The 24,030-nt window shown below is 72.4% G+C and carries 18 protein-coding genes; 8 read left to right on the plus strand and 10 right to left on the minus strand.

From position 1 onward, the window contains the following. The first annotated feature begins 94 nt into the window (after positions 1–94). The 7 genes from TA3x_RS09760 to TA3x_RS09790 all read left to right on the plus strand — a co-directional run bounded on the left by TA3x_RS09760 (position 95) and on the right by TA3x_RS09790 (position 8,861). Positions 95–1,954: an ATP-binding protein gene (locus TA3x_RS09760; RefSeq protein ID WP_435020663.1), complete on the plus strand. Its 1,860-nt coding sequence runs from the start codon at positions 95–97 to the stop codon at positions 1,952–1,954. Next, positions 1,951–2,685, plus strand: coding sequence for a response regulator (locus TA3x_RS09765; protein ID WP_435020664.1), 735 nt, complete (start codon positions 1,951–1,953; stop codon positions 2,683–2,685). The genes TA3x_RS09760 and TA3x_RS09765 overlap by 4 nt, the downstream gene beginning before the upstream one ends. A gap of 211 nt (positions 2,686–2,896) precedes the next feature. After that, positions 2,897–2,977 carry a potassium-transporting ATPase subunit F gene (locus tag TA3x_RS09770; protein WP_435022331.1) on the plus strand — a complete coding sequence of 27 codons (81 nt, stop codon included), beginning with the start codon at positions 2,897–2,899 and terminating at the stop codon, positions 2,975–2,977. A 192-nt stretch (positions 2,978–3,169) separates the two neighbouring features. Then, positions 3,170–4,903 carry a potassium-transporting ATPase subunit KdpA gene (kdpA, locus tag TA3x_RS09775; protein WP_435020666.1) on the plus strand — a complete coding sequence of 578 codons (1,734 nt, stop codon included), beginning with the start codon at positions 3,170–3,172 and terminating at the stop codon, positions 4,901–4,903. Positions 4,904–4,958: 55 nt separating this feature from the next. After that, positions 4,959–7,094 (plus strand): potassium-transporting ATPase subunit KdpB, encoded by a 2,136-nt coding sequence (gene kdpB, locus TA3x_RS09780; protein WP_435020668.1) that lies wholly within the window; start codon positions 4,959–4,961, stop codon positions 7,092–7,094. 28 nt (positions 7,095–7,122) lie between these two features. Continuing rightward, the gene (gene kdpC, locus TA3x_RS09785) at positions 7,123–7,734 is read left to right on the plus strand and encodes a potassium-transporting ATPase subunit KdpC (protein WP_435020670.1); all 612 of its coding nucleotides are present in this window, start codon (positions 7,123–7,125) and stop codon (positions 7,732–7,734) included. Next, positions 7,731–8,861, plus strand: a complete 1,131-nt coding sequence (locus tag TA3x_RS09790) for a universal stress protein (RefSeq protein ID WP_435020672.1) — start codon at positions 7,731–7,733, stop codon at positions 8,859–8,861. The genes kdpC and TA3x_RS09790 overlap by 4 nt, the downstream gene beginning before the upstream one ends. Here TA3x_RS09790 and TA3x_RS09795 read toward each other — a convergent pair. Genes TA3x_RS09795 through TA3x_RS09805 form a run of 3 tightly spaced genes read right to left on the minus strand, consistent with a single transcriptional unit; the run spans position 8,858 to position 13,992 of the window. Further along, positions 8,858–10,264: an ankyrin repeat domain-containing protein gene (locus TA3x_RS09795; protein ID WP_435020674.1), complete on the minus strand. Its 1,407-nt coding sequence runs from the start codon at positions 10,262–10,264 to the stop codon at positions 8,858–8,860. The genes TA3x_RS09790 and TA3x_RS09795 overlap by 4 nt on opposite strands. An 18-nt stretch (positions 10,265–10,282) precedes the next feature. Beyond that, positions 10,283–11,629, minus strand: coding sequence for a DUF1552 domain-containing protein (locus TA3x_RS09800; RefSeq protein ID WP_435020676.1), 1,347 nt, complete (start codon positions 11,627–11,629; stop codon positions 10,283–10,285). Continuing rightward, positions 11,626–13,992: a DUF1592 domain-containing protein gene (locus tag TA3x_RS09805; protein ID WP_435020678.1), complete on the minus strand. Its 2,367-nt coding sequence runs from the start codon at positions 13,990–13,992 to the stop codon at positions 11,626–11,628. The genes TA3x_RS09800 and TA3x_RS09805 overlap by 4 nt, the downstream gene beginning before the upstream one ends. Before the next feature lie 254 nt (positions 13,993–14,246). Here TA3x_RS09805 and TA3x_RS09810 point away from each other — a divergent pair, with 254 nt between their 5' ends. Then, a complete protein-coding gene (locus TA3x_RS09810) occupies positions 14,247–16,871 on the plus strand; it encodes a protein kinase domain-containing protein (RefSeq protein WP_435020680.1) in 2,625 nt (874 codons plus the stop codon). Here the strand turns inward: TA3x_RS09810 and TA3x_RS09815 are convergent. The 7 genes from TA3x_RS09815 to TA3x_RS09845 form a co-directional block, all read right to left on the minus strand. Next, positions 16,844–17,296: a hypothetical protein gene (locus tag TA3x_RS09815; protein ID WP_435020682.1), complete on the minus strand. Its 453-nt coding sequence runs from the start codon at positions 17,294–17,296 to the stop codon at positions 16,844–16,846. The genes TA3x_RS09810 and TA3x_RS09815 overlap by 28 nt on opposite strands. Before the next feature lie 4 nt (positions 17,297–17,300). Continuing rightward, positions 17,301–17,933 carry an RNA polymerase sigma factor gene (locus tag TA3x_RS09820; protein WP_435020684.1) on the minus strand — a complete coding sequence of 211 codons (633 nt, stop codon included), beginning with the start codon at positions 17,931–17,933 and terminating at the stop codon, positions 17,301–17,303. Between the two features lie 106 nt (positions 17,934–18,039). After that, positions 18,040–18,477, minus strand: coding sequence for a hypothetical protein (locus TA3x_RS09825; protein ID WP_435020686.1), 438 nt, complete (start codon positions 18,475–18,477; stop codon positions 18,040–18,042). A gap of 25 nt (positions 18,478–18,502) precedes the next feature. After that, a complete protein-coding gene (locus TA3x_RS09830) occupies positions 18,503–19,393 on the minus strand; it encodes a hypothetical protein (RefSeq protein ID WP_435020688.1) in 891 nt (296 codons plus the stop codon). Between the two features lie 114 nt (positions 19,394–19,507). After that, on the minus strand, positions 19,508–21,373 hold the full coding sequence (locus tag TA3x_RS09835; protein ID WP_435020690.1) for a serine/threonine-protein kinase: 1,866 nt from the start codon (positions 21,371–21,373) through the stop codon (positions 19,508–19,510). A 131-nt stretch (positions 21,374–21,504) separates the two neighbouring features. Continuing rightward, positions 21,505–22,980 carry an FHA domain-containing protein gene (locus tag TA3x_RS09840; protein ID WP_435020692.1) on the minus strand — a complete coding sequence of 492 codons (1,476 nt, stop codon included), beginning with the start codon at positions 22,978–22,980 and terminating at the stop codon, positions 21,505–21,507. 205 nt (positions 22,981–23,185) lie between these two features. Further along, on the minus strand, positions 23,186–24,001 hold the full coding sequence (locus TA3x_RS09845; RefSeq protein WP_435020694.1) for a hypothetical protein: 816 nt from the start codon (positions 23,999–24,001) through the stop codon (positions 23,186–23,188). Positions 24,002–24,030 lie beyond the last annotated feature (29 nt).

Below are 24,030 nucleotides of genomic sequence, written 5' to 3' on the forward strand. Positions count from 1 at the left end.
GCTATGACATGGCAATGGCTTGCGTCGCCGTTCCGGCGTGCGGCACGGCGCCTGCAATCTTCCAGGAGCATCTCCCGGAAAGGATGCTTGGCCCATGTTCACGAAGCTGCGATCCAAACTCTTCCTGGGCCTGGCCCCTTTGCTGATCCTCACGATCGGCCTGGGGCTGTGGGCGGTCGCCATGCTCGACCACCTGGGCGGGCGGATCGACGTGATCCTCCGCGAGAACTACGAGAGCGTGCTGGCCGCCGAGGGGATGAAGGAGGCCCTGGAGCGGATGGACTCGGCCGCCCTGATCTCGATCAACGGCCCCGACGCTGAGGCCCGCGAGCAGTATCGGGCCAACGCGGCCCTGTTCGACCGGAACCTGGTCAAGGAACGGGCCAACATCACCGAGGAGGGGGAGAAGCCGCTCGCCGACCGGATCGCCGACCGCTATGCCCGCTATCAGGCCCTGATGGGCGAGTTCTTCGCCCTGCCCCGGGACGAGGCCGGCGGCCGGTGGGCGTTCTACTCCGGTCGGCTGCTCCCGCTGTTCGCCGAGATCAAGGCCGGCGCCGACGAGGTGCTCCGGGTCAACCAGGCCAAGATGAAGGAGGAGGACCGCCGGGCCCGCGAGGCCGCCCGGCAGTCCCGGGGCATCATGGTCGCCGCCCTCGTCGGCGCGACGGCCATCGCGTCGGCCATCGCCCTCCTCCTGGGCCGGTCGCTGCTGGGGCCGATCCTCGCGGTCACCCGCTCGGCGCGGGCCCTGGGCAAGGGGGACTACGACCAGGTCGTGCCGGTCACCTCGCACGACGAGCTGGGCGAGCTGGCCGCCACCTTCAACGGCATGGCCCGGACCCTCCGCGAGTATCGCCGGGCCGGGACCGAGGAACTCGTCCGGGCCCAGCAGACGGCCCAGGCCACCATCGACTCTTTCCCCGACCCGGTCGTGGTGGTCGACCCCGACGGGGCGATCGAGCGGGCCAACCCGGCCGCCCGGCGGATCCTGGGCGTCTCCGCGACCCACGGGCCGGCCCCCTGGACGCCGCCGGGCCCGCTCCGATCGCATTTGGCCGACGTCCTCGGCGGGCTGGACGACTACATGCCCGCCGGCGTCGAGCAGGCCCTCTGCCTCCGCGACGACGGACAGGAGCGCTTCTTCCTGCCCCGCGTGCTGGGGATCAAGGGGGAGGGCGACCCCCTGGGCGCGGCGGTCGTGCTCCACGACGTGACCAAGTTCCGCCTGGTCGACCAGCTCAAGAGCGACATGGTCTCCACGGTCAGCCACGAACTCAAGACGCCCCTGACCAGCATCCAGATGGCCGTCCACCTCCTGCTGGAGGAGGCCGTCGGCCCGCTGGAGCCGAAGCAGGTCGAGCTGCTGATGGCGGCCCGGCAGGATTCCGACCGGCTCCTGGCGATGCTCAACGACCTGCTCGACCTGACCCGGATCGAGCAGGGCCGGGTCCGGCTCGACCTGAAGCCGGTGGCGCCGGGCGACCTGGCGGCCGGGGCGATCGAGCGGTTCGAGTCCCGGGCCCGGGACGCGGGGATCGGGCTGGCGGGCGACATCGCCCGGACGTTGCCCCGGGCGCTCGTCGACCGGGAGCGGATCGAGCACGTCTTCGACAACCTGATCGGCAACGCCCTGGCCCACACCCGCCGGGGCGGATCGGTCCGGCTGACGGCCGAGGCCGACGGCGGATTCGTCCGGATCTCGGTCGCCGACGACGGGGAGGGGATCCCCGGCGAGCACCTCCCCCGGATCTTCGACCGCTTCTACCGCGTCCCCGGGGCCCGCTCGGGCGGTGCCGGGCTGGGCCTGGCCATCGCCCGCGAGATCGTCGCGGCGCACGGCGGGCAGATCGAGGCCCGCAGCCAGCCGGGCCGGGGCACCACCTTCACCTTCCGCCTGCCGATCGCGCCCGAGCCGGGCGGATCGGCCCGGGCGACGGGAGCCATGTCATGAGCCAGCCAGCCAGGATCCTGATCGTCGACGACGAGCCCAACGTCCGGCTCGTCTTCCGGGCCGCCCTGGAATCCCGGGGCTACGCGATCGCGGAGGCCGTCGATGGGCCCTCCGCCCTGGAGGCCCTGGCCGGCTCCCGGGCCGACCTGGTGCTGATGGACCTGCAGATGCCCGGCATCGACGGCATCGAGACCTTGCGGCGGCTCCGCGAGGGCGGCAACGACGTCCCGGTCATCTTCATCTCGGCCCACGGCCGGGTGCCCGACGCGGTGGCCGCGATGAAGCTGGGGGCGATCGACTTCCTGGCCAAGCCGCTCACCCCCGACGTCCTGCGCCGGCTGGTCGCCGAGGTGGTCCAGCGCCACGCCTCGGCCGAGCCCGAGGCCGAGCCCGCCGCGGCGGAGCCGGAGCCGACGCCCGCCTTCGTGTCGCCGTTCGCGGTCTCCGCGGCAACCCTGTCGAAGGCCAAGCGGGCGTTGAACCGCCGCCAGTTCGCCCAGGCGGAGGCGATCCTCGGCCAGGCGTTGAAGCTGGATCCGAACTCGGCCGAGGCCCACAACCTGATGGGCGTCCTGTACGAACTCCGCAACGAACACGACGCCTCGTACCGCGCGTACTGCGCGGCCCTCAAGGCCGACCCGGACCACGAGGCGGCCCAGCAGAACATGCGTCGCTATTACGAGCGATTCACCTTCGGCGCCAGCAAGGTCCCGGTCAACACGGGCGGCTGAGCCGGATGCCATCGATGATCCCCAATCCTCCCGAGGCCCCGCCTCGGGCTGGCCGCCGCCGCACGGACCGTTCCCGATGATCCACGACCCCCCCGGAGCCATGACGTGACCGCCCTCGCCACGCTCGCCCTCGGCCTGTCCCTGTTCGCCCTGTTCTTCGGCCTGATCGCCGGCTGCGACCGGCTCTGAACCCCACCCGCGAGGATCGACCGTGCTGTACCTGACCGCCTTGCTGGCCGTGGCCGCCCTGATCTACCTCGGCTTCGCCATGATCTGCCCCGAACGCTTCTGACGGTCCGGCGGCCCGGCCCCGGCCGGGCGGGGGCGACCGCGCTCTGTAATGCCCGGCCAACGAAGGGGCCGGGCGGCATCCCCGCATGGTGGGGATGGGACGCCGGCCGCCCCCGGCCGAACGGGGCCGGGCTCGCCGACCCCGCCGGTTCCGCACACTCTTTGATGGGAGAAATCCCAGGTGGATTCGACGATGTCCTGGCTGCATCCGACGTGGGCGTTCGCCCTGCCCATCTCCCTCTCCTTCCCGCTCGGCTGGCTGATGTGGCGCTCGCTCGACGTGCCCGGCGATCGCGCCGGACGCGGGCTCGACGCCCTGCCGACGTTCCTCTGCCGCCAGATCGGACGCCGCGAACCATCTCGGATGGTCTGGAAGCAATACGCCGCGACCATGCTGGCGTTCAACGCCGCCCTGTTCGTCCTGTCGTTCGCGTTGCTCTACTTCCAGGACCGGGTCGCGCCGCTCAACCCCGACGGCAAGGGGTCGCTGGCGGCCCTGGGCTACAAGGACGCGGCCGGCACCGCGCACGACCGGGCCGACACGGCGGTGATCTTCAACACCGTCTGCTCGTTCGTCACCAACACCAACCTCCAGCACTATTCGGGCGATCAGAACCTGAGCTACTTCGGCCAGCTCGCCGCGATCGTCTGGCTGATGTTCGTCACGCCGGCCGCCGGCCTGTGCGTGATGCTGGCCACGGTCCGGGGGCTGCGGGGCGACGAGGATCTGGGCGACTTCTACCTCGACCTGTTCCGCGGGCTCCTGTTCGCGATCGTGCCGTACTGCCTGCTGGTGGCCGTCGGCCTGGTGGGGATGGGCGTGCCCATGACCTTCGAGGGGGCGGCGCAGGCCGCCACCGTCGACGGCGGGGCGACCCAGACGATCGCCCGGGGCCCGGTGGCGGCGCTGGTGGCGATCAAGCAGGCCGGGACCAACGGCGGCGGCTTCTTCGGGCCGAACTCGACTCATCCGTTTGAGAACCCCTCGCCCTGGAGCAACATGCTGGCCCTGGTCTCGATCATCGTCCTGCCGATGTCGTCGATCGTGATGGCCGGGCTGATGCTCCGCAACCTCCGGCACGCCCTGGTGATCTACGGCGTGATGCTCGGCTTCCTGCTGGTCGGCACCGTGACCGCCATCCTGGCCGAGGCCAGGCCGAGCGTGGCCACGCGGGGCCTGCCGGTCGCGGCCGGGCCGAACATGGAGGGCAAGGAGGTCCGGCTCGGGCCGGTGGCCGCCGCGACGTGGGCGTCCATCACCACGGCCACGTCCAACGGCTCGGTCAACGGCATGCACGACAGCCTGAACCCGATGGCCGGGGCCGTGCCGATGGCGTTGATGATGCTGAACGTCGCGTTCAGCGGGATCGGCGCCGGGTTCGAGAACATGCTGATGTACATCATCGTCGCGGTGTTCATCGCCGGGCTGATGGTCGGGCGGACACCGGAGTACCTGGGCAAGAAGGTCGAGTCCCGCGAGGTGAAGCTGGCGATGGTGGCGATCCTGATCCACCCGCTGCTGATCTGCGCCGGGGCCGGCCTGTTCGCGGCGACCGACTGGGGGGCGAAGGCCACGGCCAACCCCGGGTCGCACGGGTTCAGCGAGATCCTTTATGAGTTCACCTCGGCCGCGGCCAACAACGGGTCGGGGTTCGAGGGGCTGGCCGACAACAACCCGGCCTGGAATATCGCCACCGGCGTGGTCCTGCTGCTGGGCCGGTTCCCGGCGCTGATCCTGCCCCTGGCCGTCGCCGGGTTCCTCTCGGCCAAGAGGCGGGTGCCGCAGACCACCGGGACGCTCAAGACCGACGACCTCACCTTCGCCGGGATGCTGGCGGGCACGGTGCTCCTGGTCGGGGCCCTGTCGTTCCTGCCCGCGCTGGTCCTCGGGCCGATCGCCGACCACCTGGCGGCGATCCATCCCTGACGCGTCGCGGCCGAACCCCCACACGAATCACCGACCCAGCAAGGATAGGAATCCGATGAGCCTCGCCACCGACGTGGACGCCCCCGCGCGGGACGCCGCCGAATCCCAGGCCCCCAAGCTCCGCCGCCGGGGCACCCGGGCCCTCCGCCTGTTCGAGCCGTCGCTGGTCCGGATGGCGGTCGGGCAGTCGTTCCGGATGCTCGACCCCCGGGAGATGGCCCGCAACCCGGTCATGTTCCTGGTCGAGGTCGGCACCGCCCTGACGGCGATCGTCGCCGTCCAGTCGATCGTCGGCCACGCGGCGGTCGGCGTGATCGCCTACCAGGTCAGCCTGGCGGTCCTCCTGTTCCTCACCGTGCTGTTCGCCAACTTCGCCTCGGCGCTGGCCGAGGCCCGGGGCAAGGCCCAGGCCGATAGCCTCCGCGCCACCCGGGCCGATACCCCGGCCTGCCGCCTCCGGTCGATCGACGATGACCAGGGGGAGATGATCTCCTCGACCCGCCTGCGGGCCGGGGACCTGGTGGCGATCGCGGCCGGGCAGGTCATCCCCACCGACGGCGAGGTCGTCGCCGGCGTGGCGTCGGTCGACGAGTCGGCGATCACCGGCGAGAGCGCCCCGGTGATCCGCGAGGCCGGCGGCGACCTGTCCGGCGTGACCGGCGGCACGCGGGTCCTGTCCGACCGGATCGTGGTCCGGGTCACGGCCGAGCCGGGGCAGAGCTTCCTGGACAAGATGATCGCCCTGGTCGAGGGGGCCAGCCGGCAGAAGACGCCCAACGAGATCGCCCTGACGATCGTGCTGGCGGCGTTCTCGATGGTCTTCCTGATCGTGACCGCCTCGCTCTACCCGATGGGCCGCTACTTCGGCCTCACGCTCGACATCCCGACCCTGATCGCGCTCTTGGTCTGCCTGATCCCGACCACCATCGGCGCCCTCTTGGCGGCCATCGGCATCGCCGGGATGGACCGGGCCCTGGCGGCCAACCTGATCGCCAAGAGCGGCAAGGCGGTGGAGGTGGCCGGCGACATCGACACCCTGCTGCTGGACAAGACCGGCACGATCACCATCGGCAACCGCCGGGCCACCCGGTTCGTCCCGCTGGGCGGGTCCTCGCCCCGCGACCTCGCCCGGGTGGCCGGGCTGGCCTCGATGGCCGACTCCACCCCCGAGGGCAAGAGCATCCTCGACCTCGCCCGCCAGCAGTCCGCCCTCGACGGCGGGGCGCCGGACGGATCGACCTTCATCGACTTCACCGCCCAGACGCGGATGAGCGGCGTCGACCTGCCCGGCGGCCCCCGGCTCCGCAAGGGGGCGCCCAACACCGTGGCGAAGTACGTGGAGGAGCAGGGGGGCCAACTCCCCGACGGCTTCCAGGCGACCGTCGACGCGATCGCCTCGCAGGGGGCCACGCCGCTGGCGGTGGCCGAGGACGACCGGATCGTCGGCGTGATCCAGCTGGACGACATCCTCAAGCCCGGCATCTCCGAGCGGTTCGCCCGGCTCCGCCGGATGGGGCTGCGGGTGGTGATGGTCACCGGCGACAACCCCCTGACCGCCGCCGCGATCGCCAGGGAGGCGGGGGTCGACGACTTCATCGCCCAGGCCACCCCGGAGGCCAAGCTCGCCTACATCCGCTCCGAGCAGGAGGGCGGCAAGCTCGTGGCCATGATGGGCGACGGCACCAACGACGCCCCCGCGCTGGCCCAGGCCGACATCGGCGTGGCGATGAACTCGGGCACCCAGGCCGCCAAGGAGGCCGGCAACATGGTCGACCTCGACAGCGACCCCACCAAGCTCATCGAGGTCGTGGAGATCGGCAAGCAACTGCTGATGACTCGCGGGGCCCTGACCACGTTCTCGATCGCCAACGACCTGGCCAAGTATTTCGCCGTGATCCCGGCCATGTTCATCGCGACCCTGCCGAGTCTCAAGGTGCTGGACCTCATGGGCCTAGCCACGCGGGGCGGGGCCGAGTCCGCGATCCTGGCGGCGGTGATCTTCAATGCGATCATCATCCCCCTGCTGATCCCGATCGCCCTGAAGGGGGTGAAGTACCGGCCGGTCGGGGCGGGGGCGCTGCTCCGCCGGAACCTCCTGATCTACGGCCTCGGCGGGGTGATCGCCCCGTTCGTCGGCATCAAGCTCATCGACGTGGCCATCGACCCGCTCCTGGGGCTGGTCGGGCTCTGATCTCGCACAACGGAAGGGAAGCAGTCCGATGATCCGCGAATCCGTCCATGCGTTCCTGGCCTGCCTGGTGACCTTCGCCCTGTGCGCCGTCGCCTACCCGGCTGCGGTCTACGGGGTCGGCCACACCCTGTTCCCATCCCAGGCCGAGGGGAGCCTGATCCGGCGCGACGGCAAGGTCGTCGGCTCGATGCACATCGCCCAGCCGTTCCGCTCGGACCGCTACTTCGCCCCGCGTCCCTCGGCGGCCGGGGCCGACGGCTATGCCACCGATGCCGCGAGCGGGTCGAACCTGGCCGCGACCAACCCCGCCCTCCGCGAACGGATCGCCGCCGACGCCGCCCGGCAGGTCGCCGCGCGGGCCGAGGCCGTCGGCCATGCGGAGGCCGACAATCCCGTGCCGGTCGACCTGGTCACGGCCTCCGGCTCCGGCCTGGACCCGGACCTCAGCCCCGAGGCGGCCCGCTACCAGGCCCCCCGCGTGGCGAAGGCCCGCAACCTGCCCGTCGAGCGGATCCTGGAGCGGATCGATGCCCGCGTCGACCGCTCGGGCGCGATCTTCGGCGCTCCGCCCCGGGTCAACGTCCTGCTCCTGAACCTCGACCTCGATGCCATGCCCTCCGGATCGGCGGCCCGCCGATGACCACCGAACCCGCCCGCCCGTCGCCCGAGCAGTTCCTCCACCTGATCCGCCGCCAGGAAAGGGGGCGGCTGAAGGTGTACCTCGGCTCCAACGCCGGGGTGGGCAAGACGTACGCGATGCTCCGCGAGGGGAACCGGCTCAAGAAGCAGGGGGTCGACGTGGTGGTCGGGATCGTCGAGACCCACGGCCGCGCCGAGACCGCCGAGCAGGTCGGCGACCTGGAGATCATCCCGCCCCGCGAGATCGAGTACCGGGGCGTGACCCTCCGGGAGATGGACCTGGACGCGATCCTGGCCCGCCGCCCGACCGTCTGCCTGGTCGACGAACTGGCCCACACCAACGCCCCGGGGAGCCGGAACAGCAAGCGGCACCAGGACGCCGCCGACCTGCTCCGCGCCGGGATCCACGTGATCACCACGGTCAACGTCCAGCACCTGGAGAGCCTCTACGATCAGGTCGAGCGGATCACCGGGGTGAAGGTCAGGGAACGCCTGCCCGACTCGGTGCTGGGGGAGGCCGACCAGATCGTCAACGTCGACCTGTCGGCCGAGGACCTGCTGGAGCGGATGCGGACCGGCAAGATCTACCCCCCGGACCGGGCCGAGCGGGCGCTGGAGAATTTCTTCACCCCCGGCAACCTGACCCGGCTCCGCGAGGTCACGCTCGCGGAGATGGCCCACCTGATCGACCGCCGGGGCCGCCGCGCCGAGGCGGATAAGGCCCCGTCCTCGGCCGCCGAGCGGGTGATGGTCGGGCTGTCCAGCCGCAGCCCCAACGCCCCGGCGCTCCTGCGCAAGGCGGCGCGGCTGGCCGACCGGCTCAACTCCCCCTGGTATGCCGTCTACATCCAGACCCCGGCCGAGGACCTGACCCGGACCGACGCCGCCACCCACCGCATCCTCAACAAGAACCTGGAGCTGGCCCAGCAGCTCGGCGGCATCCCCATGACCTTCAAGGGCCGCGACGTGCCCAGCACGATCACCGCGTTCGCCCGGGAGTACGACATCCGCGTGCTGGTCATGGGCAAGAGCCGCCAGCCCTGGCACCGCCGCCTGTTCGGGACGTCGATCCTGGAGGCGATCCTCCGGGGCCTGGACGGGGTCGACGTGCTGATCGCCGACGTCTAGGGGGCCCGGGGCGGGAGCACCGCGCGGAGGGCGGCGACGGTGTCGGGCGAGGGCTTGAAGTTGCCCGGCCGATACCCCTCGGCGATCCGCAGGGGCGTCCAGCCGTGCTTGTTCGCGTGGTCCCAGGCCTCGGGCTTCGCGCCGTGGTCGGCCAGGAACCGGACGACCCGGGGGAAGTTCTTGTAGGCCGCCCCGTGCATGGCGGTCTCGCCGTTGCGGTCGACCGCGTTGGGGTCGTTGCCCAGTTCCAGCGCGAGGGCCACGGCCTCCAGCGCCTCGGGCTCGGTGCCCGCCTCCTCGCCGGGGGCCAATGACCCCAGCCCGGCGGCGGCCATCAGCGGGGTCGACCCGTCGGCGTTGGCGAGGCGGGGGTCGGCCCCGCGTTTGTGGAGGGTGCGCATCAAAGGGACGTCGGCCGTCATGCTGGCCAGCAGGAACGGCGTGGCCCCGGTCCGGTTCAGGATCTTCCGGTCCGATGGGTCCCGCGTGAGCCGGGCGTTGACGTCCGCCCCGTGGTCGAGCAGGGCCTCGGCGAACTGGAGGCTGGTCATCGTCCCCGACCCGGCGGGCGGGGGTTCGCCGTCGTCGCCATCCCCCCGGTTCGGCTTGCGGACCCAGGTCAGGGTGTGCAGGGGGGTGAAGCCCGACCTCTGGTCGTTCGGGTCGGCCCCGGCGTCCAGCAGGACGACCGCGAGGTCGAAGTGGCCGTTCTCGATGGCCAGGATCAGCGGGGTGGACCCCTTCGCGGGGGCCTTGCCGTTGGCGGGCCTGGCCTCCGTCGCCTCGTTGACGTCGGCCCCGGCCCCGATCAAGGCCCGGGCCACGTCGATCCGCCCCTCGCGGGCGGCGAAGAGCAGGGGGGTGAACCCGGACGGCAGGGGCGTCCGGAAGTCGGCCCCGGCGCGGATCAGCTCCGAGACGACCTCCGCATGCCCCTCGGCGGCGGCCCACATCAGGGCGGTCTGGCCCCGGTGCTCGCGGGCGTCGACCGTGGCCCCCCGGCCGATCAGCGCCCGGACCGGCCCGATCCGGCCGGTGCGGGCGGCGGTCATCAGCGGCGTCTCGCCGCCCCGCAGCGGCCCGTTCGGGTCGGCCCCCGCGTCGAGCAAAAGCGTGACCATCGCCCCGCCGCCGTTGGTGCAGGCCAGGGCCAGGGGCGTCACGCCGAACCGGTTGGCCCGCTTCGCGTCGGCCCCGGCCGCCAGCAAAAGCTTGGCCATCTCCGGGTCGTCGTGGCGGGCGGCCCACATCAGGGCGGTCATCCCGTCGGGCTGGGCCTGGTCCGCGTCGAGCTTCCGATCAAGCCAGGCGCGGACGGCGGCGCGGTCGGCCCGCTCCGCCGCGTCGGCCAGCGGGGCATCGGCGACCAGCGAGGCGGCGAGCAGGACCAGCAGCGCACCCATCTTGGCGGCCTCCGGGGATCAGACGGGCAACGGCTCGAACAACTCCTCGACCTTGCCCCGGCTGTCGGCGAACGAGTCGATCGGGACGCCGACCTTGCGGAGCAGGGTCAGGTGGAGGTTGGCCAAAGGCGTCGGCGTGTCGAAGCGGATGTGCCGGCCGCCCCGCATCCGGCCGGCCGCCCCGCCCGCCACCAGGATCGGCAGGTTGGTGTGGTCGTGGACGTTAGGGTTGCCCATGCCCGAGCCGTAGAGGTAGAGCGAGTGGTCCAGCAGCGTCCCGTCCCCCTCGGGCGTGGCCTGGAGTTTGGCCAGGAACTCGGCGAACAGCGAGACGTGGAACTGGTTGATCTTCGCCATCCGGGCGACCTTCTCGGGGTCGTTGCCGTGGTGGGTGAGCGGGTGGTGCGGGTCCGGGACGCCGATCTCGGGGTAGGTCCGGCCGCTGGTCTCGCGGGCGAGCTGGAAGGTGATGACCCGGGTCACGTCCCCCCGGAGGGCCAGCACCTGCAGGTCGAACATCAAACGGGCATGGTCGGCATACAGGGCCGGCACGCCGACCGGGCGGTCGAGGTCGGGCAGGGCGTTGTCGCGGGCGTCGGCCTCCGCCTTCTGGATCCGCCGCTCGACCTCGCGCACCGTCTCCAGGTAGGAGTCGACCCGGCCGCGATCCGCCGGGCCGAGCTGGTTCCGGAGCCGGGCGATCTCGCCTGTGACGGAGTCGAGCAGGCTGGCCCGCTTCCGCAGGGCGGCCCGGCGGTCGTCGGCGGTCCCCCCCTCGCCGAACAGGCGCTCGAAGACGATCCGGGGATGGGCCTCGGAGGGGAGCGGGGTCGTCGGGGACGACCACGACAGGTTGTTCTGGTAGACGCAGGCGTAGCCGTTGTCGCACTGGCCGACCGTGGAGAGCAGGTCCATCGACAGTTCCAGCGACGGCAGCTGGGTCGCCTGGCCGATCTGCCGGGCGGCGATCTGGTCGGCGGTCGTGCCCAGGTAATAGTCGGTGCTCTCGGTCAGCTTGGCCCGCGCGGCGCTGAGGAAGGCGGCGTTGGACGTGGCGTGCGTGCCGGGGTAGGCGTTCTCCAGGACGAGGTTGGAGATCGCCGTCACATGCTGGCGGACCGGGGCCAGCGAGGAGAGGATCGGCGACAGCTCGTCCAGCGTCGCGCCCGGGGGCGTCCAGCGGGCGATGTCGCAGCCCATCGGCATGTAGACGTAGCCCAGCCGCCGGAGCTTCGCCGGCGCGGCGGCGGTGTCGGCCACGGCGGTCATCGCCGGGACCATCGCGTCCAGCAACGGCAGCGCCAGCGCCGTGCCCAGCCCCCGGAGGAACGTCCGACGCGGCAATGCCTTCTGCATGACGATCATTCGGAGGTCCTCATCTGGAATGGGGTGCTGGTCGCGATCCCCGCGACGACGGCCGAGAAGCGGTCGCCCTCGGCGTGGGCGTCGCGGACGATCTTCCGGATGGCCGGGGCGTCGGCCGTCTCGACGGGCCGGCCGAGGGCGAAGGTCAGGAGCTTTTCCGCCAGGGTCGCCGCGAACAGGTCGGGGCGTTTCAGGAGGCCCGCTTCGAGCCCGGCCACGCCTTCGAACGTGCGGCCGTCGGGGAGGCCGCCCGAGGCGTCCACCGGCCGGCCTTCTTCCAGGGTCCGCCATCGGCCCACGGCGTCGTAATTCTCCAATGCAAACCCCGCCGGGTCCATCAGCTTGTGGCACCCGGCGCAGGCTTCGTTGGCGCGGTGCTCGGCGAGGCGGTCGCGGACCGACGCCGACGCGTCCACCGTGTTGTCCCGCAGGGCGGGGATGTCGGCCGGCGGCGGCGGCGGGGGCGTGCCCAGGATGTTTTCCAGGACCCACTTCCCCCGGATCACCGGCGACGTCCGGGTCGCGTACGAGGTGACGGTCAGGATGCTCCCCTGGCGGAGCAGCCCGCCCCGCGTCGCGTCGCCGGGCAGGTCGACCGGCCGGAAGTGGCTGCCGTAGACGTGCGGGATGCCGTAGTGCTTGGCCAGCCGCTCGTTCAGGTCGGCGCGGCCCGAGCGTAGGAGGTCGGCCACGTCGCGATCCTCGCGCACCACCCGCTCGAACAGCCGCTCGGTCTCGGCGCGGAACGCCCGGCGGAGGTTGTCGTCGAAGTCGGGGAACAGCCGCAGGTCCGGCGTGATCGACGCGAGGTTGCGGAGGTGGAGCCACTGGCCGGCGAAGTTGGTCGCCAGGCTCCGGGATCGGGGATCGGCCAGCATCCGCCGCGCCTGCCCCTCGATCGCCCCGGGCCGGGACAGCTCGCCCCGCTCGGCCAGCCCGAGCAACTCGTCGTCCGGGATGCTGCTCCAGAGGAAGAACGAGAGGCGGGAGGCCAGTTCCAGGTCGGAGAGGCGATAGGGAGTTCCCGAGGCCAGGCCGGGCGGGTCGGCCTCGATCCGGAACAGGAACCGGGGGTTGACCAGGATCGCGCCCAGGGCCATCTCGATCCCCGCGTCGAAGCTCCCCCCGGCCCGGGCCTCGCGATAGAGGGCCATCGGCGCCTCCAGGTCGGCGTCGTCGGGCGGCCGGCGGTAGGCGCGGCGGATCAGGGCGGCGAGGATCCGGCGGGCGGTCGCCTCCTCGTCGTCGGGCCCAGCGGGCGCGGCGATGAAGATCCGCCTCCGGCTGGGGGTGTCGCCGGGCCCCCGGTCGTCATACGGGCCGGTGATCGAGACCTGGTACAGGGCCGGCGCGGTCCGGGGGTGCCGGTGGACGTTGTAGCGGGCCTGGTAGGGCTGGCGCTTCGTTTCCAGCAGCGAGGACGGATCCTTGAGGAACGCGACCCCGAGGTCGTGCGGCCCGGCCGTCACCCGGATCCTCGTCTTCAGGTGCTGGTCGGCGGCCTGGTGGTCGCGCTCGGCCCGGGGGGGCTGGATCGCGAATGCCTGCCGGGGCTCGCGATCGACCAGGACCACCACCTCGGCCGGCCGGCGCAGGCCCTCGACCTGCTCGTTGCGGTCGCGGGCCAGGCGGAGCTGGACCTCGTACTCGCCGTCGCGGGGGAACGTGTAGGGGATCAGGGCGCCGCCCCGGGTGCCGAGCGGCAGCCCCTCGACGTGCTCCTCCTGGGTGAGATCGGCCGGGACCCGGATCGTGGCCCCGTCGGGCGACCGCCCCGCGCCGCCCACGGCGAGCCGGGCGACCTTCTGCGCCGCCGCGATGGCCCGGTCCAGGTAGGCCGGCGACAGGTCGCCCACGGTGATGTTGTCGAAGCCCCGGCTCGACTCGTCGGGCGGCAGCAGGGCCGACGCGTCGACGTCCAGCGCCAGCAGGTCGCGGATCGCGTTCTGGTACTCGATCCGGGTCAGGCGGCGGAAGGTCCCGGGCCGGCCCGGACGGGGATGCGCGGCGGCCTCGCGGTCGAGCGTGCCGGCCAGCAGGGCGACGACGGCATCAGTCTCCTTCGCGGAGGGGCGGACCTCGCCGGCCGGCGGCATCTGGCGGGCGGCCAGCCGGCGGACGACCCTCTCCCAGGCGTCCGGATGCCGGCCGATCTCCCCCGGGGCGATGGCGGTGAGGTCCAGGCCCCCCGCCTTCTCCGCGCCATCGTGGCAGGACACGCAGAACCGATCGACGAACCGGCCGACCGCCGCGCGATCATCCGGGGCATCCGGCGGGCCTTGCCCCCGCGCCGCGCCCCCGAGGAGGCCCATCAGCGCGAGGATCGACGCACCGGCGAGGACTCGCCCCCGAGGTCGTTGCATGAGGCCCGGCTCCGGTCGTGGGTTCGCGAGGGAGGGGCCCGGGGAGAGCGGCGGCCCCCGCCCCATCCTAACCGAATCCGGCCGGAGCCGCCCCCATCAAAAAAACGCGACGTGAAAGCCCTTGACGATGCGTGATGAATCGATCCGCCCCGGCCCGTGAAGGGGCTTGCCCGCGGGCGATCGGCGTACTAGATTAGGGATAAGCGAGCGGCGCCCCTCCAGGGTGGGTTCGACGCCGGACTCCGGGACCCATCATGCTCGATCACAAGGCGTCGCGTTTCTATCGGTCCGCCCTGCTCACAGGCCTGATCGACGAGGCGAGCCTGGATGCCTGCTGGGACGCCATCCCCGACGAGAAGCGCGTCGAGGAGGCGATCGACCGCCGCCTGGCACGGCAGACCATCACCCGGGGGCACCTGACCCTCTGGCAGGCCCAGCAGATCCTGGCGGGCCGCACCACCGGCTACCGGATCGACAAGTATGTCCTGCTCGACTTGATCGGCCGGGGCGGGATGGGCCGCGTCTACCTGGCGAAGGACGTCCGGCTCGACCGGCGGGTGGCGTTGAAGATCCTCTCGCAGGAGCGGATGACCAACCCCCGCGCCATCACCCGGTTCCAGCGGGAGGCCAAGGTCGGCGCCCAGCTCCAGCACGAGAACCTCGTCCGGATCTACGACGAGGGGGAATCCAACGGGGTCCGATACCTCGTGATGGAGTACATCGAGGGGAAGAACATCGGCCAGATGATCGGCGAGTCCGGGGCGATCCCCTGGCCGACCGCCGCCCGGCTGGCCCGGCAGGTGGCCCTGGGCCTGGAGCATGCCCGGCTGAAGGGGCTGATCCATCGCGACGTCAACCCGTGCAACATCCTGGTGACGACCGAGGGCGCGGCCAAGCTGACCGACCTCGGGCTGGCCATCGACCTGACCGACCAGGACAACGTGACCCGCGACGGCGCCACGGTCGGGACGTTCGACTACGTGTCGCCGGAACAGGCGCGGCACTCGCGGTCGGTGGACACCCGGGCCGACCTCTACTCGCTCGGCTGCACGATGTTCCACATGATCTCCGGCCGGGTGCCGTTCCCCGTCACCAGCCTGCCGGAGAAGCTCTACGCCCACCAGCTGCACGACCCCGAGCCGCTCAACGAGCTGGTGCCGGGCGTGCCGGAGGGGCTGGCGGCCATCGTCGCCCGGCTGATGCGGAAGAACCCGGACGAGCGCCAGCCCACGCCGCAGGTCCTGGCCCAGGAGCTGGAGCCATACGCCCTGGAAGGCGGCTCGTCCCCGTCCGGGGTCATCCCGGCCCTGATGGCCGACCATCGTGCGGCGCCGGCCGCCGGGGGATCGGCGCAGACGTCGGTCTCGCCGGCCACCGAACCGTCCGCGATCCCCGACGTGCCGGCCTCATGGGCGGCGACGCTCGGCCTGAACACGGACGGGCAGATGGTCGTGTCCCCGGAGACCGCCGGGTCGGGCTCGGCCTCGGCGACCGCGCGGACCGACTCGTTCTTCCCGCTCGACCTCGGCCCCGAGGTCCCGCTCTCGCAGGGGCTCCGCGCGACCGCGAAGGCGGCCAAGCCCGCCAGGCCCCCGAAGCCCGCCAAGACCCGGCCGGCCCCGGCCGATCCCGATGGCCCGTCCGGCCCGCGCCCGCCCTGGCGTTCGCCGATGCGGATCGCCGTGGCCGCGGGACTGCTCGTGGCGGTCGTCGGCCTGGGCGTCCTGGCCTGGACGCGATTCGCCGGCCCCGGGCGACCGACGCCCCCCCCGGGTCAGCCCGAGGACACCGCGACGGGCCCGGCGCCGATCCCGCCCGGCGAGATCCTGGTCCGCGGCAAGGACGGCCGCATGATCGCGGCGAAGACGCTGGCCGAGGCCGTCGCGCGGGCCGCCCGATCCGGCGGCGAGGTCGTGCTGACCTCGGCGACCCCGATCCGGCTCACCAACAAGGCGACCATCATCGTCCCCAGCGGCGAGCCGCTCGTCATCCGCGCCGCCGAGGGGGTCCGCCCCGTCCTGGAGGTCCAGATGGCGGGGGCCTTGCCGATGTTCGCCGCCCGTTCCACGATCTCGATCAAGGGGCTGACCGTCGTCGACCGCCGCGACAAGCCCACCGATGCCCCTCTGATCGACGCCGAGCGCGACCTGGCCCTAGAGCGGTGCGCGATCCGGGCCGAGGGGGAGACGGCCGGATCGCGGGCCATCCTGCTCCGGGGGGGGCGGGCCAGCCTCGCCGGATGCCTCCTGGTCGGCTTCGACCGTCCCCTGGACATCGAGGCCTCGCCCAGGTCGATGGTCTCGCTCAAGCAATCCATCCTCCGGTTCGAGGCGACGGACGCCGCTGCCGGCGGGGCGATCCATGTCCTCAATGCCTTCGGCCCCCGCGGGGCCGTCGACGGCACCCCCGTCCCGGCCTGCCAGCTGACCGTCGAGTCTTGCTCGATCGCGGCGGGGTCCTTCCTCGACGTCAACCAGTTCGCCGAGGCGACCCCGCTGGAGGTGAAGGTATCCCGATCGGCCTTCCGGGTCCGCTCCCTCCTGGATCTCGGCGTCGAGAAGCCGAACCCCGGCGACCTGCCCAGGATGGTCCGCTGGGACGGGAAGGACAATCGGTTCCAGGTGGACGGCCCGGGCTGGGTGACGGTCCCCGGGGTCGGCCCCATGCCCGACGGCCCGGCCGACCTGGACGCCTGGGCGAAGCTGATGCGCGAGGCCGATGGCGAGGCCCGGGCCTGGAAGGCCGCGCCGGACCCGGCCGACCCGTCGAGCCCCGCCGACCAGGCGCTGATCGGGGAGGACGGCACGGCGTGGGGGGCCGACCCGGGGCAGGTCGGCCCGAACGCATCGGCTCAGGCGTTGCCCTCGCCCAGCAAGTGACGGCTCGACTGGAGGATCCGGTGTTGCCGCGACGGGTCGGTGGTCGCGGACAGCCCGGCCCGGCCCTCCAGGTCGGCGAGGTTGGCCTGGCAGTATGGGCACTCGACCACCTCGATGTGGAACCGGAGGTAATCGGCCAGGTCGGGGTCGAGGGCGTCCAGCAGGAGGCTGCCGAGCTGCTGGCGGCTCGGGCAGGTCAGGCGGGACCGGCGCCAGATCGCCCCCAGGCTGTGGAGCCCGGCGTCGACCCGGTCCTGGCGGACGTCTTCGAGCAGGGCCCGCAGCTCGGCCGAGTCGCGCAACGCCTTCTCGACCCGGGCCAGGGTGCCGGGGGGCAACTCGTCGGCCAGGTAGGCCCGGAGCATGTCGGGATCGACCGTGACCCGGCCGTCGGGGTCGTGGACGTGGTGGAACTCGTCGGTCATCGGATCAGTCCTCGCCGCCCAGGTGATCGAGGCTCATCCCGGCGCGCCGGGCCATCTCCTTGAGCCGGCCGATCGTCTGGAACTTGTAGCTGGCCACCGCCTGCTCGGTGATCCCGAGGTATTTGGCGACGTCCTTGTTCGCCCGGCCCTTGACCAGCAGCAGCTCCAGGCAGCGGATCCGGTCGTAGTCGGACCGGGCGAGCCACTCGCGGACGAGTTGGCCCATCGCGTCGGCCAGCAGGCGTTCCTCGGCCTCGCGACGCTCCCCGCTGCGGGCGATGCTCGACGCCGGCCGCTCGCCGCCGGGCACCTCGTCGAGCGGCCGGCCGTGGTCGTCCGACCCGAACTGGTCGATCGGCCGCCGGCCCTGCTTGCGGAGGTGGTCGGTCAGCTTGTGGGCGGCGATCGAGAAGAGGTACGCCTCCAGCTCGCGCTTCTCGTCGTAGTGCGGCAGGCTGGTCAGGAAGCCGATGAAGGTCTCCTGCACGGCGTCCTCGCTCGCGGCGCGGTCGCGGAGCCGGCTGTCGACGAACGCGATCAGGCGCCCCTCGTAGCGTTCGATCAGCTGTCGCCAGGCCCCGGCATCCCCCTCGCGGACCCGTCGGATCAGCAGGGCCTCGGTGTCCGTGATCGCCATCGAACGGCTCGCCCCTCGGCCTCGGTGGGGCGGGGCGAACGCCCGCCCGTCTGACCTCATCTTAACCCCGCCGGCCAACGCTTGCCTACGCCCGAATCCCTCCGCGTCAGACCTCGGCGGCCGGCCCTTCGGCCTTGCCCACGCCCCAATGGGCCTCGCGATAGGCCCCGAACAGCCAGGCCCCGACCGGCGGGATCAGGATCAGCAGCAGCCCCCAGATCAGCTTGTCATGCCGGCCCGGGAAGGCGCCATCGTCGAGCCGCATCAGGGTCAGGAACTCCCGGCCCCAGATCCGGGCCAGCTGGATCAGGCCCAGGATGAGGGCCAGGACCAGCACGAACGGGATCACGATCGGCAGGGTGGCCGCACCCATCAGGGCCAGGGTCAAGAAGGCGCCGAACACGACGATCGGCCCGACGTCGCCGCGCGAGATCCGGTCGCCGACCCGGCGGAGCCAATCCCCGAGCCGCCCCGGCGAGAGTCCCCGGTCCACCGCCGTTTCGACCCGCCGGAGCCCGGCATGCAAGGCTTCGAAGAATCCCATGACGTCGCCCCCTCCCCGGTCAGGATTACATCAGGACCCGATAGACCGCATAGCCCGAGGCGCCCAGCCCGGCCGCTGCGGCCAGGCGGAGCCGGTTGGTGTAGAAGCCCTTGGTCGCCTCGTCGGCCCGGATATACCCGGCCAGGGCGGCCAGGGCGGCCAGGGCCAGGACCACGCCCCCGCCCAGCTTCTGGAGCCGGCCGTCGACGACCTGCCGGCGGTAGATCTCGATCAGCTTCGCCTTGCGATTCGAGGAGAAGTCGAACCGCCCGCCGGCCCGGTACAGGGTGTAGACGTCGTCCAGTACCGAGGCTTTGGCCTCCGCCACGGGCGAGGGGGATCCGGCCGTCGGCGTGACGGAGGATGCCGCGGCCTCGGTTTCGCCCGGCAGGGGCTTGAACACCTGGGCGACCGGCTGGATGTAGGAGTCGAGCGTCATCGAGGCCAGTTCGCGGGCCGGAGGCGTCCACGTCGGGGAGACGTCGGCGGCCAGCCAGTCGCGCACCTCGCGGGCCAGCCTCTCATCCAGGTCGCGGCGGGCCCGGTCCTCGGAGGCGGACAACCGGCCGATGAGGACGCGTTCGCCGGCCGATTCGTCCCGGGTCGCATCCTCTTCGCGGCCGGAGGCCGGGAACCAGGCCGGGGCCTTCGCGGCCTCGGGCCGACGACCGCGAGACGGCATATCGTCGAGCAGGGCGACCGGGGCGGTCGGGGGCTCCGGGGGGGCGGGGGGCGCGGGACGATGACGCCCCCGCCTTCCCTTCGCCAGGTCGCGTCGGGCATTGTCCTGGTCGTGCCGGATCGAGCGATCCAGGTCGCGGAGGGAACGAGTCGCGGGGGTGTCGCGATCGGGCCGATCGGACAGCATCCAGGAGGCGGCGACGGCCAGGGCGATCACGAGGGCGAGCTTTTTCATCGGTTCCCAATCCTTGCCGGAGGTCCGGCCCCGGGGCGATCCGGCGGGTCAGGGCACAAGAGGCCGGTCTATCTGGGAGTTGGTTCGCGGCCTCGGGATGGATATTGATGCGGATCAGGCCACGCCCTGGAGCCGTCCGGGGCGGGTCGCGGCGGTGTAGCGCGCCGCGACCTCGTTCCAGGGGCTGACCATCTGGACCACGGCCGAGGTCAGGACGACGATCGGCACTACGATCTGGCTGCGCTCGGGCCCGAGCAGGACCAGGGCGGGCACCAGCGACAGGGCGGTGGCCCGGACCATGGGCCCGATCCGGAACCGCGCCTTGCGGTCGCGATCGGTCATCGACCACCAGTCGATGGCCCCGAAGGCGATGGCGAAGAAGACGGCCAGGCGGACCAGGTCGGGCAGGGCCAGGGCGATCGGGCCGGAGTCGAAGTAGTCGACCAGCTGGACCATCGGCCCGCCGTGCGACGGCCCCATCAGGGTCCACCCGGCCAGGACCTGCCCGGCCACCCCCAGGGCCATGCCCAGGGCGGCCGAGGCCAGCCGGCGCGAGGCCTGGCTCGCCGTCCCCCCCTCGGCGAACTTGGCCGGCACCATGGCCGCCCAGCTCCCCAGGAGGATGGTCGTGTAGACGAACGCGACGTCCTGCGGCCTCCGCCCCAGGTCGAACTCGCCGACGATCCCGAACAGGGCCGTGGCCAGCGCCGCCCAGAAGGCCGCGCCCAGCATCGACCCGGCCAATTCGGCCACGCGGCCCCGCCCGACCGGCAGCGGGGCGGGGGGCTCCGGCGGGGGCGGGGGGGCCAGCGGGGCGGTGGCGATCAGGCGGACCTGGCGGGCGCAGCGGTCGGGCGACCGCCGCGGGGCCTGGGCCGGGCGAACCGGGCGCGACGCCTGGCGGCGGGCGAACGGGTTCAGGCCGGATCGGCCCCGGGGCGGGACCGTGTCGGGCCCGATGTACAGGACCGGCTCCTCGTCGGTGATCCGGAAGATGCCGTCGTCGGCGGGCTTCGGCTCGGCCGGGGGCGGCGCGGCCGCGCCCCCGCCCTTCCGCTCGCCGATGAACCGGACGTCGCGGGGCCGGGGGGCGTCGTCGGGGGGCAGGAGGCCCACGACCCGCTGGGGTCGCTGGCCCGGCTCCTTGGCCATGGCCTGGGCGACGATGGACTTGTACGGCTCGGGCAGGGCCCGGAGGTCGGGGCGGGTGGTCAGGTGCTTGAGCAGGACCTCGCCCACCGTCTCCCCGCCGAATGGGACGTGGCCGGTGATCATCTCATAGAGGATCACGCCGATCGCGTAGACGTCGATCGGCTTGTGATACTTGCCCGAGGCGATCTCCGGCGCCATGTAGTGGCAGGTGCCGATGCTCTCCGAGTGGTGGCTGGCCGGCTGCGACGAGATCATCTTGGACAGGCCGTAGTCGCCGATCTTGACCACGCCCTCTTCCATGAAGAGGTTGGCCGGCTTGAGGTCGCGGTGGACGATCCCGTGGTCGTGGAGGTAGGCCACGCCGTCCACCAGCCCCTTGAGCCAGGCGCGGACCTCCCCGATCGGCATCCCGTGGGGGTGCTGGGCGATCACGTGCGCCAGGCTGGGCCCGGAGACGTACTCCATGATCACAAAGGTGTCGCCGGCGTCGCTGGTCTTGATGTCGTGGATGGCCAGCAGGTTCGGGCACTTGAGGTTCATGCACTGGACCACGCCGCGACGCTCGATTTCGAGGTTGCGGGTGATGAGCTTCAGGGCGACTTCCTTGCCCGAGTCGCTGGTGGCGTAGTAGACCTCGCCGAAGCCGCCCCGGCCGACCGCCCTCTTGATCGTGTAGCCTTCCAGGGGGCGCGATCCCGATCCGAACGTGTAGCGATTGCCGGCGTTGGCGGGACCGCCCGCGGGTCGGTCGAGCCCCGCGCCGTCGGCGGGCAGGACGGCCGTCTCGTTGCTGGTGTCGGGCGTCAGGTCTCGGTCCTTCGCGCTCATCGCTGCGTGCTCCACTCTCGTGCGGGACGTCGTCCGCCTCGGGGGGTCATGGCGGGCCGTCGTGTCGAGGGGGTATTCGTCCGGGTCGATGGTTTGTTGGGCGGCCGTAGCGGCAGGAGATCCGACCGGGATCAAACCGGCGATGTTCGCGTGCCGAGCGATTCGAGGCTGAAGGAGAACCCTTCGCCCAGGACGCTCGACTGGAGGGTGACGGGGGCGCGGGCCGCGCAGGAACGGCCGTCGACCTCGAAGGGGCCCGAGGCGCGGCACCACAGGGTCGGCCCCTGGCGGTACAGGACGACCGGGCGGGCCAGCCCGGGGGCCGCGATGTGCGACTGCGGGGCCGACCCGACGATGCAGGTCTCGGCCATCAGGATCACGCCGTCGACGGCCAGGGGGAGCCGGTGCCGGCTGATCACGTCGAGGCGGGCGGTGGCGCTGACCGGGCTGGGCTGGCGGAATTCCAGCTCGACGGTCGACCCCAGCCGGATCACGTCGCCGTCGCGGAGCGGGGCCGTCTCCACCGGCCGGCCGTTGACGAACGTCGGCTTGATGGCGCGGATGGCGTAGCCCTCGCCGTCGCGGGCCAGGGTCGCGTGCTGCCGCGACAGGTCGCCTAGCAGCGGGACGTCGGCCTCGGAGTCGGCCCCGGCCCGGCCCAGGACGACCTCGTCGTTCAGGCAGACCAGGAACCCGCCCACGGCGTCGGCCCAGAGCAGGAACCGGCCGCGGGGGCCGGCGGCCCCGGCCTGGGCCAGCGCCCGGGACGGGGGGATCGGGCCCCGCAGGGGCGCCGGGGCCTCGGCGGCGGCCGGGAGGATCAGGGTGGCCATCGGGTCGGGCCCCAGGCCCGCCGACGATGCCCGCGAGCCCCGGCCGGGCAGGCTCGCCGAGCCCGGGCCGATGGCGGCGATCTGCTGCCAGGCGCGGGAGCGGGCCTGCCGGGCCGGCGGATGCTCGGGGACGAACTCGATCACCGCGTCGGCGGCCACCAGGGTCTCGGCCCATCGCCCCTTGGCCAGGGCGGCGTAGAGGGCCTCCACCCGGGGGGCGGCGGCCTTCTGGCGGGCATCCAGGTCGCGCCGGGCCGCCTCCAGGGCCTTGCAAGCCCCGTCGCCGGCCAGGCGGTCGGCGCGGTCGAGCTGCTCGTGGGCGCGGCCGAATTCGCCGCGACGGGCCTCGTCCAGGGCGGTCCGCCAGGCGTCGGCGGCCTCGCGGGCCCTCCGCAGGGCCGGGCCCCCGATCTTGTGCCGGGCCAGCTCGTCGACCCGCTCGACCACGCGGGCCGGCTCGCCGGCGTCGAGGTCGATGCGGACCTCGGCGGCGATCCGGTCGGCGAGGCTGAGGCGGGCGGCGGCCAGGGCGTCCGGCGGGGCGCCCATGCCCTCGGCGACCCGGAGGTCATCGATGGCCCCGGCCAGGTCGTCGGCCTCGGAGCGGCGGACGGCCCGGGCGATCAGCTCGCGGGCCATCCGGTCCCGGAGCCGGGCCGCGTGGCGATGGTCGGCCACGTCGGCGCGGGACGCCAGGGCCAGGGCCTCCTCGTAGCGGCCCGCCTGCGCCGCCTCCTCCGCCTGTCTCAACGCGATCCGCCATTGTCCCAGCATGGTTCGCTTACCGTCCGATGTGACCATGGGGAAAGACACCACTCCCGCCTTCATCATATCAGGGGCCGATCCTCCGCCCGCCGTCGTCCCCGCGAGCACGGCGGGCGGAAGGCCGGCCGGAGAGTTGGGCGAGGTCGGATGCGGGCGATGCGGCGGCCCGGACGCATGGCCCGGGCCGTCGCATCGTGGGTTGGCAACCGGATCCTTACAGGCTCTTGTCCTCGCCGGGGGCCGGCGCGGGGGCCTGGGGGCCGAACTCGGCGTCCATCTCGCGGAGGACGTCGCGGCCGGGCTCGGTGCCGGCCGGCAGGAGGGTGCCGGCGTACTTGCCTTCCAGCTCGGCCCGGCGGCTCAGGACTTCGGTCCGCTTCTCCAGGTCGGCCACGGCCTCCTTGGCGCGGGCCAGGGCGCCCTCGTCGAAGTTGAAGTCATTGCCCTGCTTGGTGGTCTCGATCATCTTGAGCCGGGCCTCGATCCCGTCGATCTTGCTCATCAGGGCCCGCTTGGCCGTGCCGATCTGGTCGAGATGGCGGCGGTAGGCGGACAGCTCCTTGTACTTGGCCTTGAGCGTGGCCTCCTTGCTCTCCAGGATCTCGCCGGTGTTCCGGTAGCTGTCCAGGCGGTGGCCCAGCTCTTCCTTCATCTCGGCGGGGGAGTAGGAGACATTGCCGGTCAGGCGGAGGTCGCCGGTGTCCAGCTTCGACCGCATGGCCTTGAGAGCGACCTTCCCGTTCTCGTGGTTGGAGCGGATCGCGGCGATTTCCTTGTTCAGCGTGTCGACCTCGACCGAGGTCCTCGCCAGGTTCTCGATCGTATTATGGAAATCCGGCTCCAGCCGGCGGACCTCGTCGCGAGCCCGTTCGATCTGGAACTGGTCGGGCATCGCGTCCTTGACGCCGTGGCGGAACCGCTGGGCGGCGGTCCGGAGGTAGCTCGGGGCCGAGGTCCCGAACAGTCCGTAAAGGACCCCGGCGCCCAGCGTCGCCCCGATCACGCCCTTCTTCAGCATCGAGCAAGCCATGGTCGCACTCCTCGGGAAATCGGAATTTC

It is taken from the genome of Tundrisphaera macrotermitis, from assembly GCF_051175315.1.
Lineage (GTDB): Bacteria > Planctomycetota > Planctomycetia > Isosphaerales > Isosphaeraceae > Tundrisphaera.

Bases quoted from the DNA above. Each gene is read 5' to 3' on its own strand.
- TA3x_RS09760 (WP_435020663.1), top strand. From the start codon at position 95: ATGTTCACGAAGCTGCGATCCAAACTCTTCCTGGGCCTGGCCCCTTTG.
- TA3x_RS09765 (WP_435020664.1), top strand. From the start codon at position 1,951: ATGAGCCAGCCAGCCAGGATCCTGATCGTCGACGACGAGCCCAACGTC.
- kdpA (WP_435020666.1), top strand. From the start codon at position 3,170: ATGTCCTGGCTGCATCCGACGTGGGCGTTCGCCCTGCCCATCTCCCTC.
- kdpB (WP_435020668.1), top strand. From the start codon at position 4,959: ATGAGCCTCGCCACCGACGTGGACGCCCCCGCGCGGGACGCCGCCGAA.
- kdpC (WP_435020670.1), top strand. From the start codon at position 7,123: ATGATCCGCGAATCCGTCCATGCGTTCCTGGCCTGCCTGGTGACCTTC.
- TA3x_RS09790 (WP_435020672.1), top strand. From the start codon at position 7,731: ATGACCACCGAACCCGCCCGCCCGTCGCCCGAGCAGTTCCTCCACCTG.
- TA3x_RS09795 (WP_435020674.1), bottom strand. From the start codon at position 10,264: ATGGGTGCGCTGCTGGTCCTGCTCGCCGCCTCGCTGGTCGCCGATGCC.
- TA3x_RS09800 (WP_435020676.1), bottom strand. From the start codon at position 11,629: ATGATCGTCATGCAGAAGGCATTGCCGCGTCGGACGTTCCTCCGGGGG.
- TA3x_RS09805 (WP_435020678.1), bottom strand. From the start codon at position 13,992: ATGCAACGACCTCGGGGGCGAGTCCTCGCCGGTGCGTCGATCCTCGCG.
- TA3x_RS09810 (WP_435020680.1), top strand. From the start codon at position 14,247: ATGCTCGATCACAAGGCGTCGCGTTTCTATCGGTCCGCCCTGCTCACA.
- TA3x_RS09815 (WP_435020682.1), bottom strand. From the start codon at position 17,296: ATGACCGACGAGTTCCACCACGTCCACGACCCCGACGGCCGGGTCACG.
- TA3x_RS09820 (WP_435020684.1), bottom strand. From the start codon at position 17,933: ATGGCGATCACGGACACCGAGGCCCTGCTGATCCGACGGGTCCGCGAG.
- TA3x_RS09825 (WP_435020686.1), bottom strand. From the start codon at position 18,477: ATGGGATTCTTCGAAGCCTTGCATGCCGGGCTCCGGCGGGTCGAAACG.
- TA3x_RS09830 (WP_435020688.1), bottom strand. From the start codon at position 19,393: ATGAAAAAGCTCGCCCTCGTGATCGCCCTGGCCGTCGCCGCCTCCTGG.
- TA3x_RS09835 (WP_435020690.1), bottom strand. From the start codon at position 21,373: ATGAGCGCGAAGGACCGAGACCTGACGCCCGACACCAGCAACGAGACG.
- TA3x_RS09840 (WP_435020692.1), bottom strand. From the start codon at position 22,980: ATGCTGGGACAATGGCGGATCGCGTTGAGACAGGCGGAGGAGGCGGCG.
- TA3x_RS09845 (WP_435020694.1), bottom strand. From the start codon at position 24,001: ATGGCTTGCTCGATGCTGAAGAAGGGCGTGATCGGGGCGACGCTGGGC.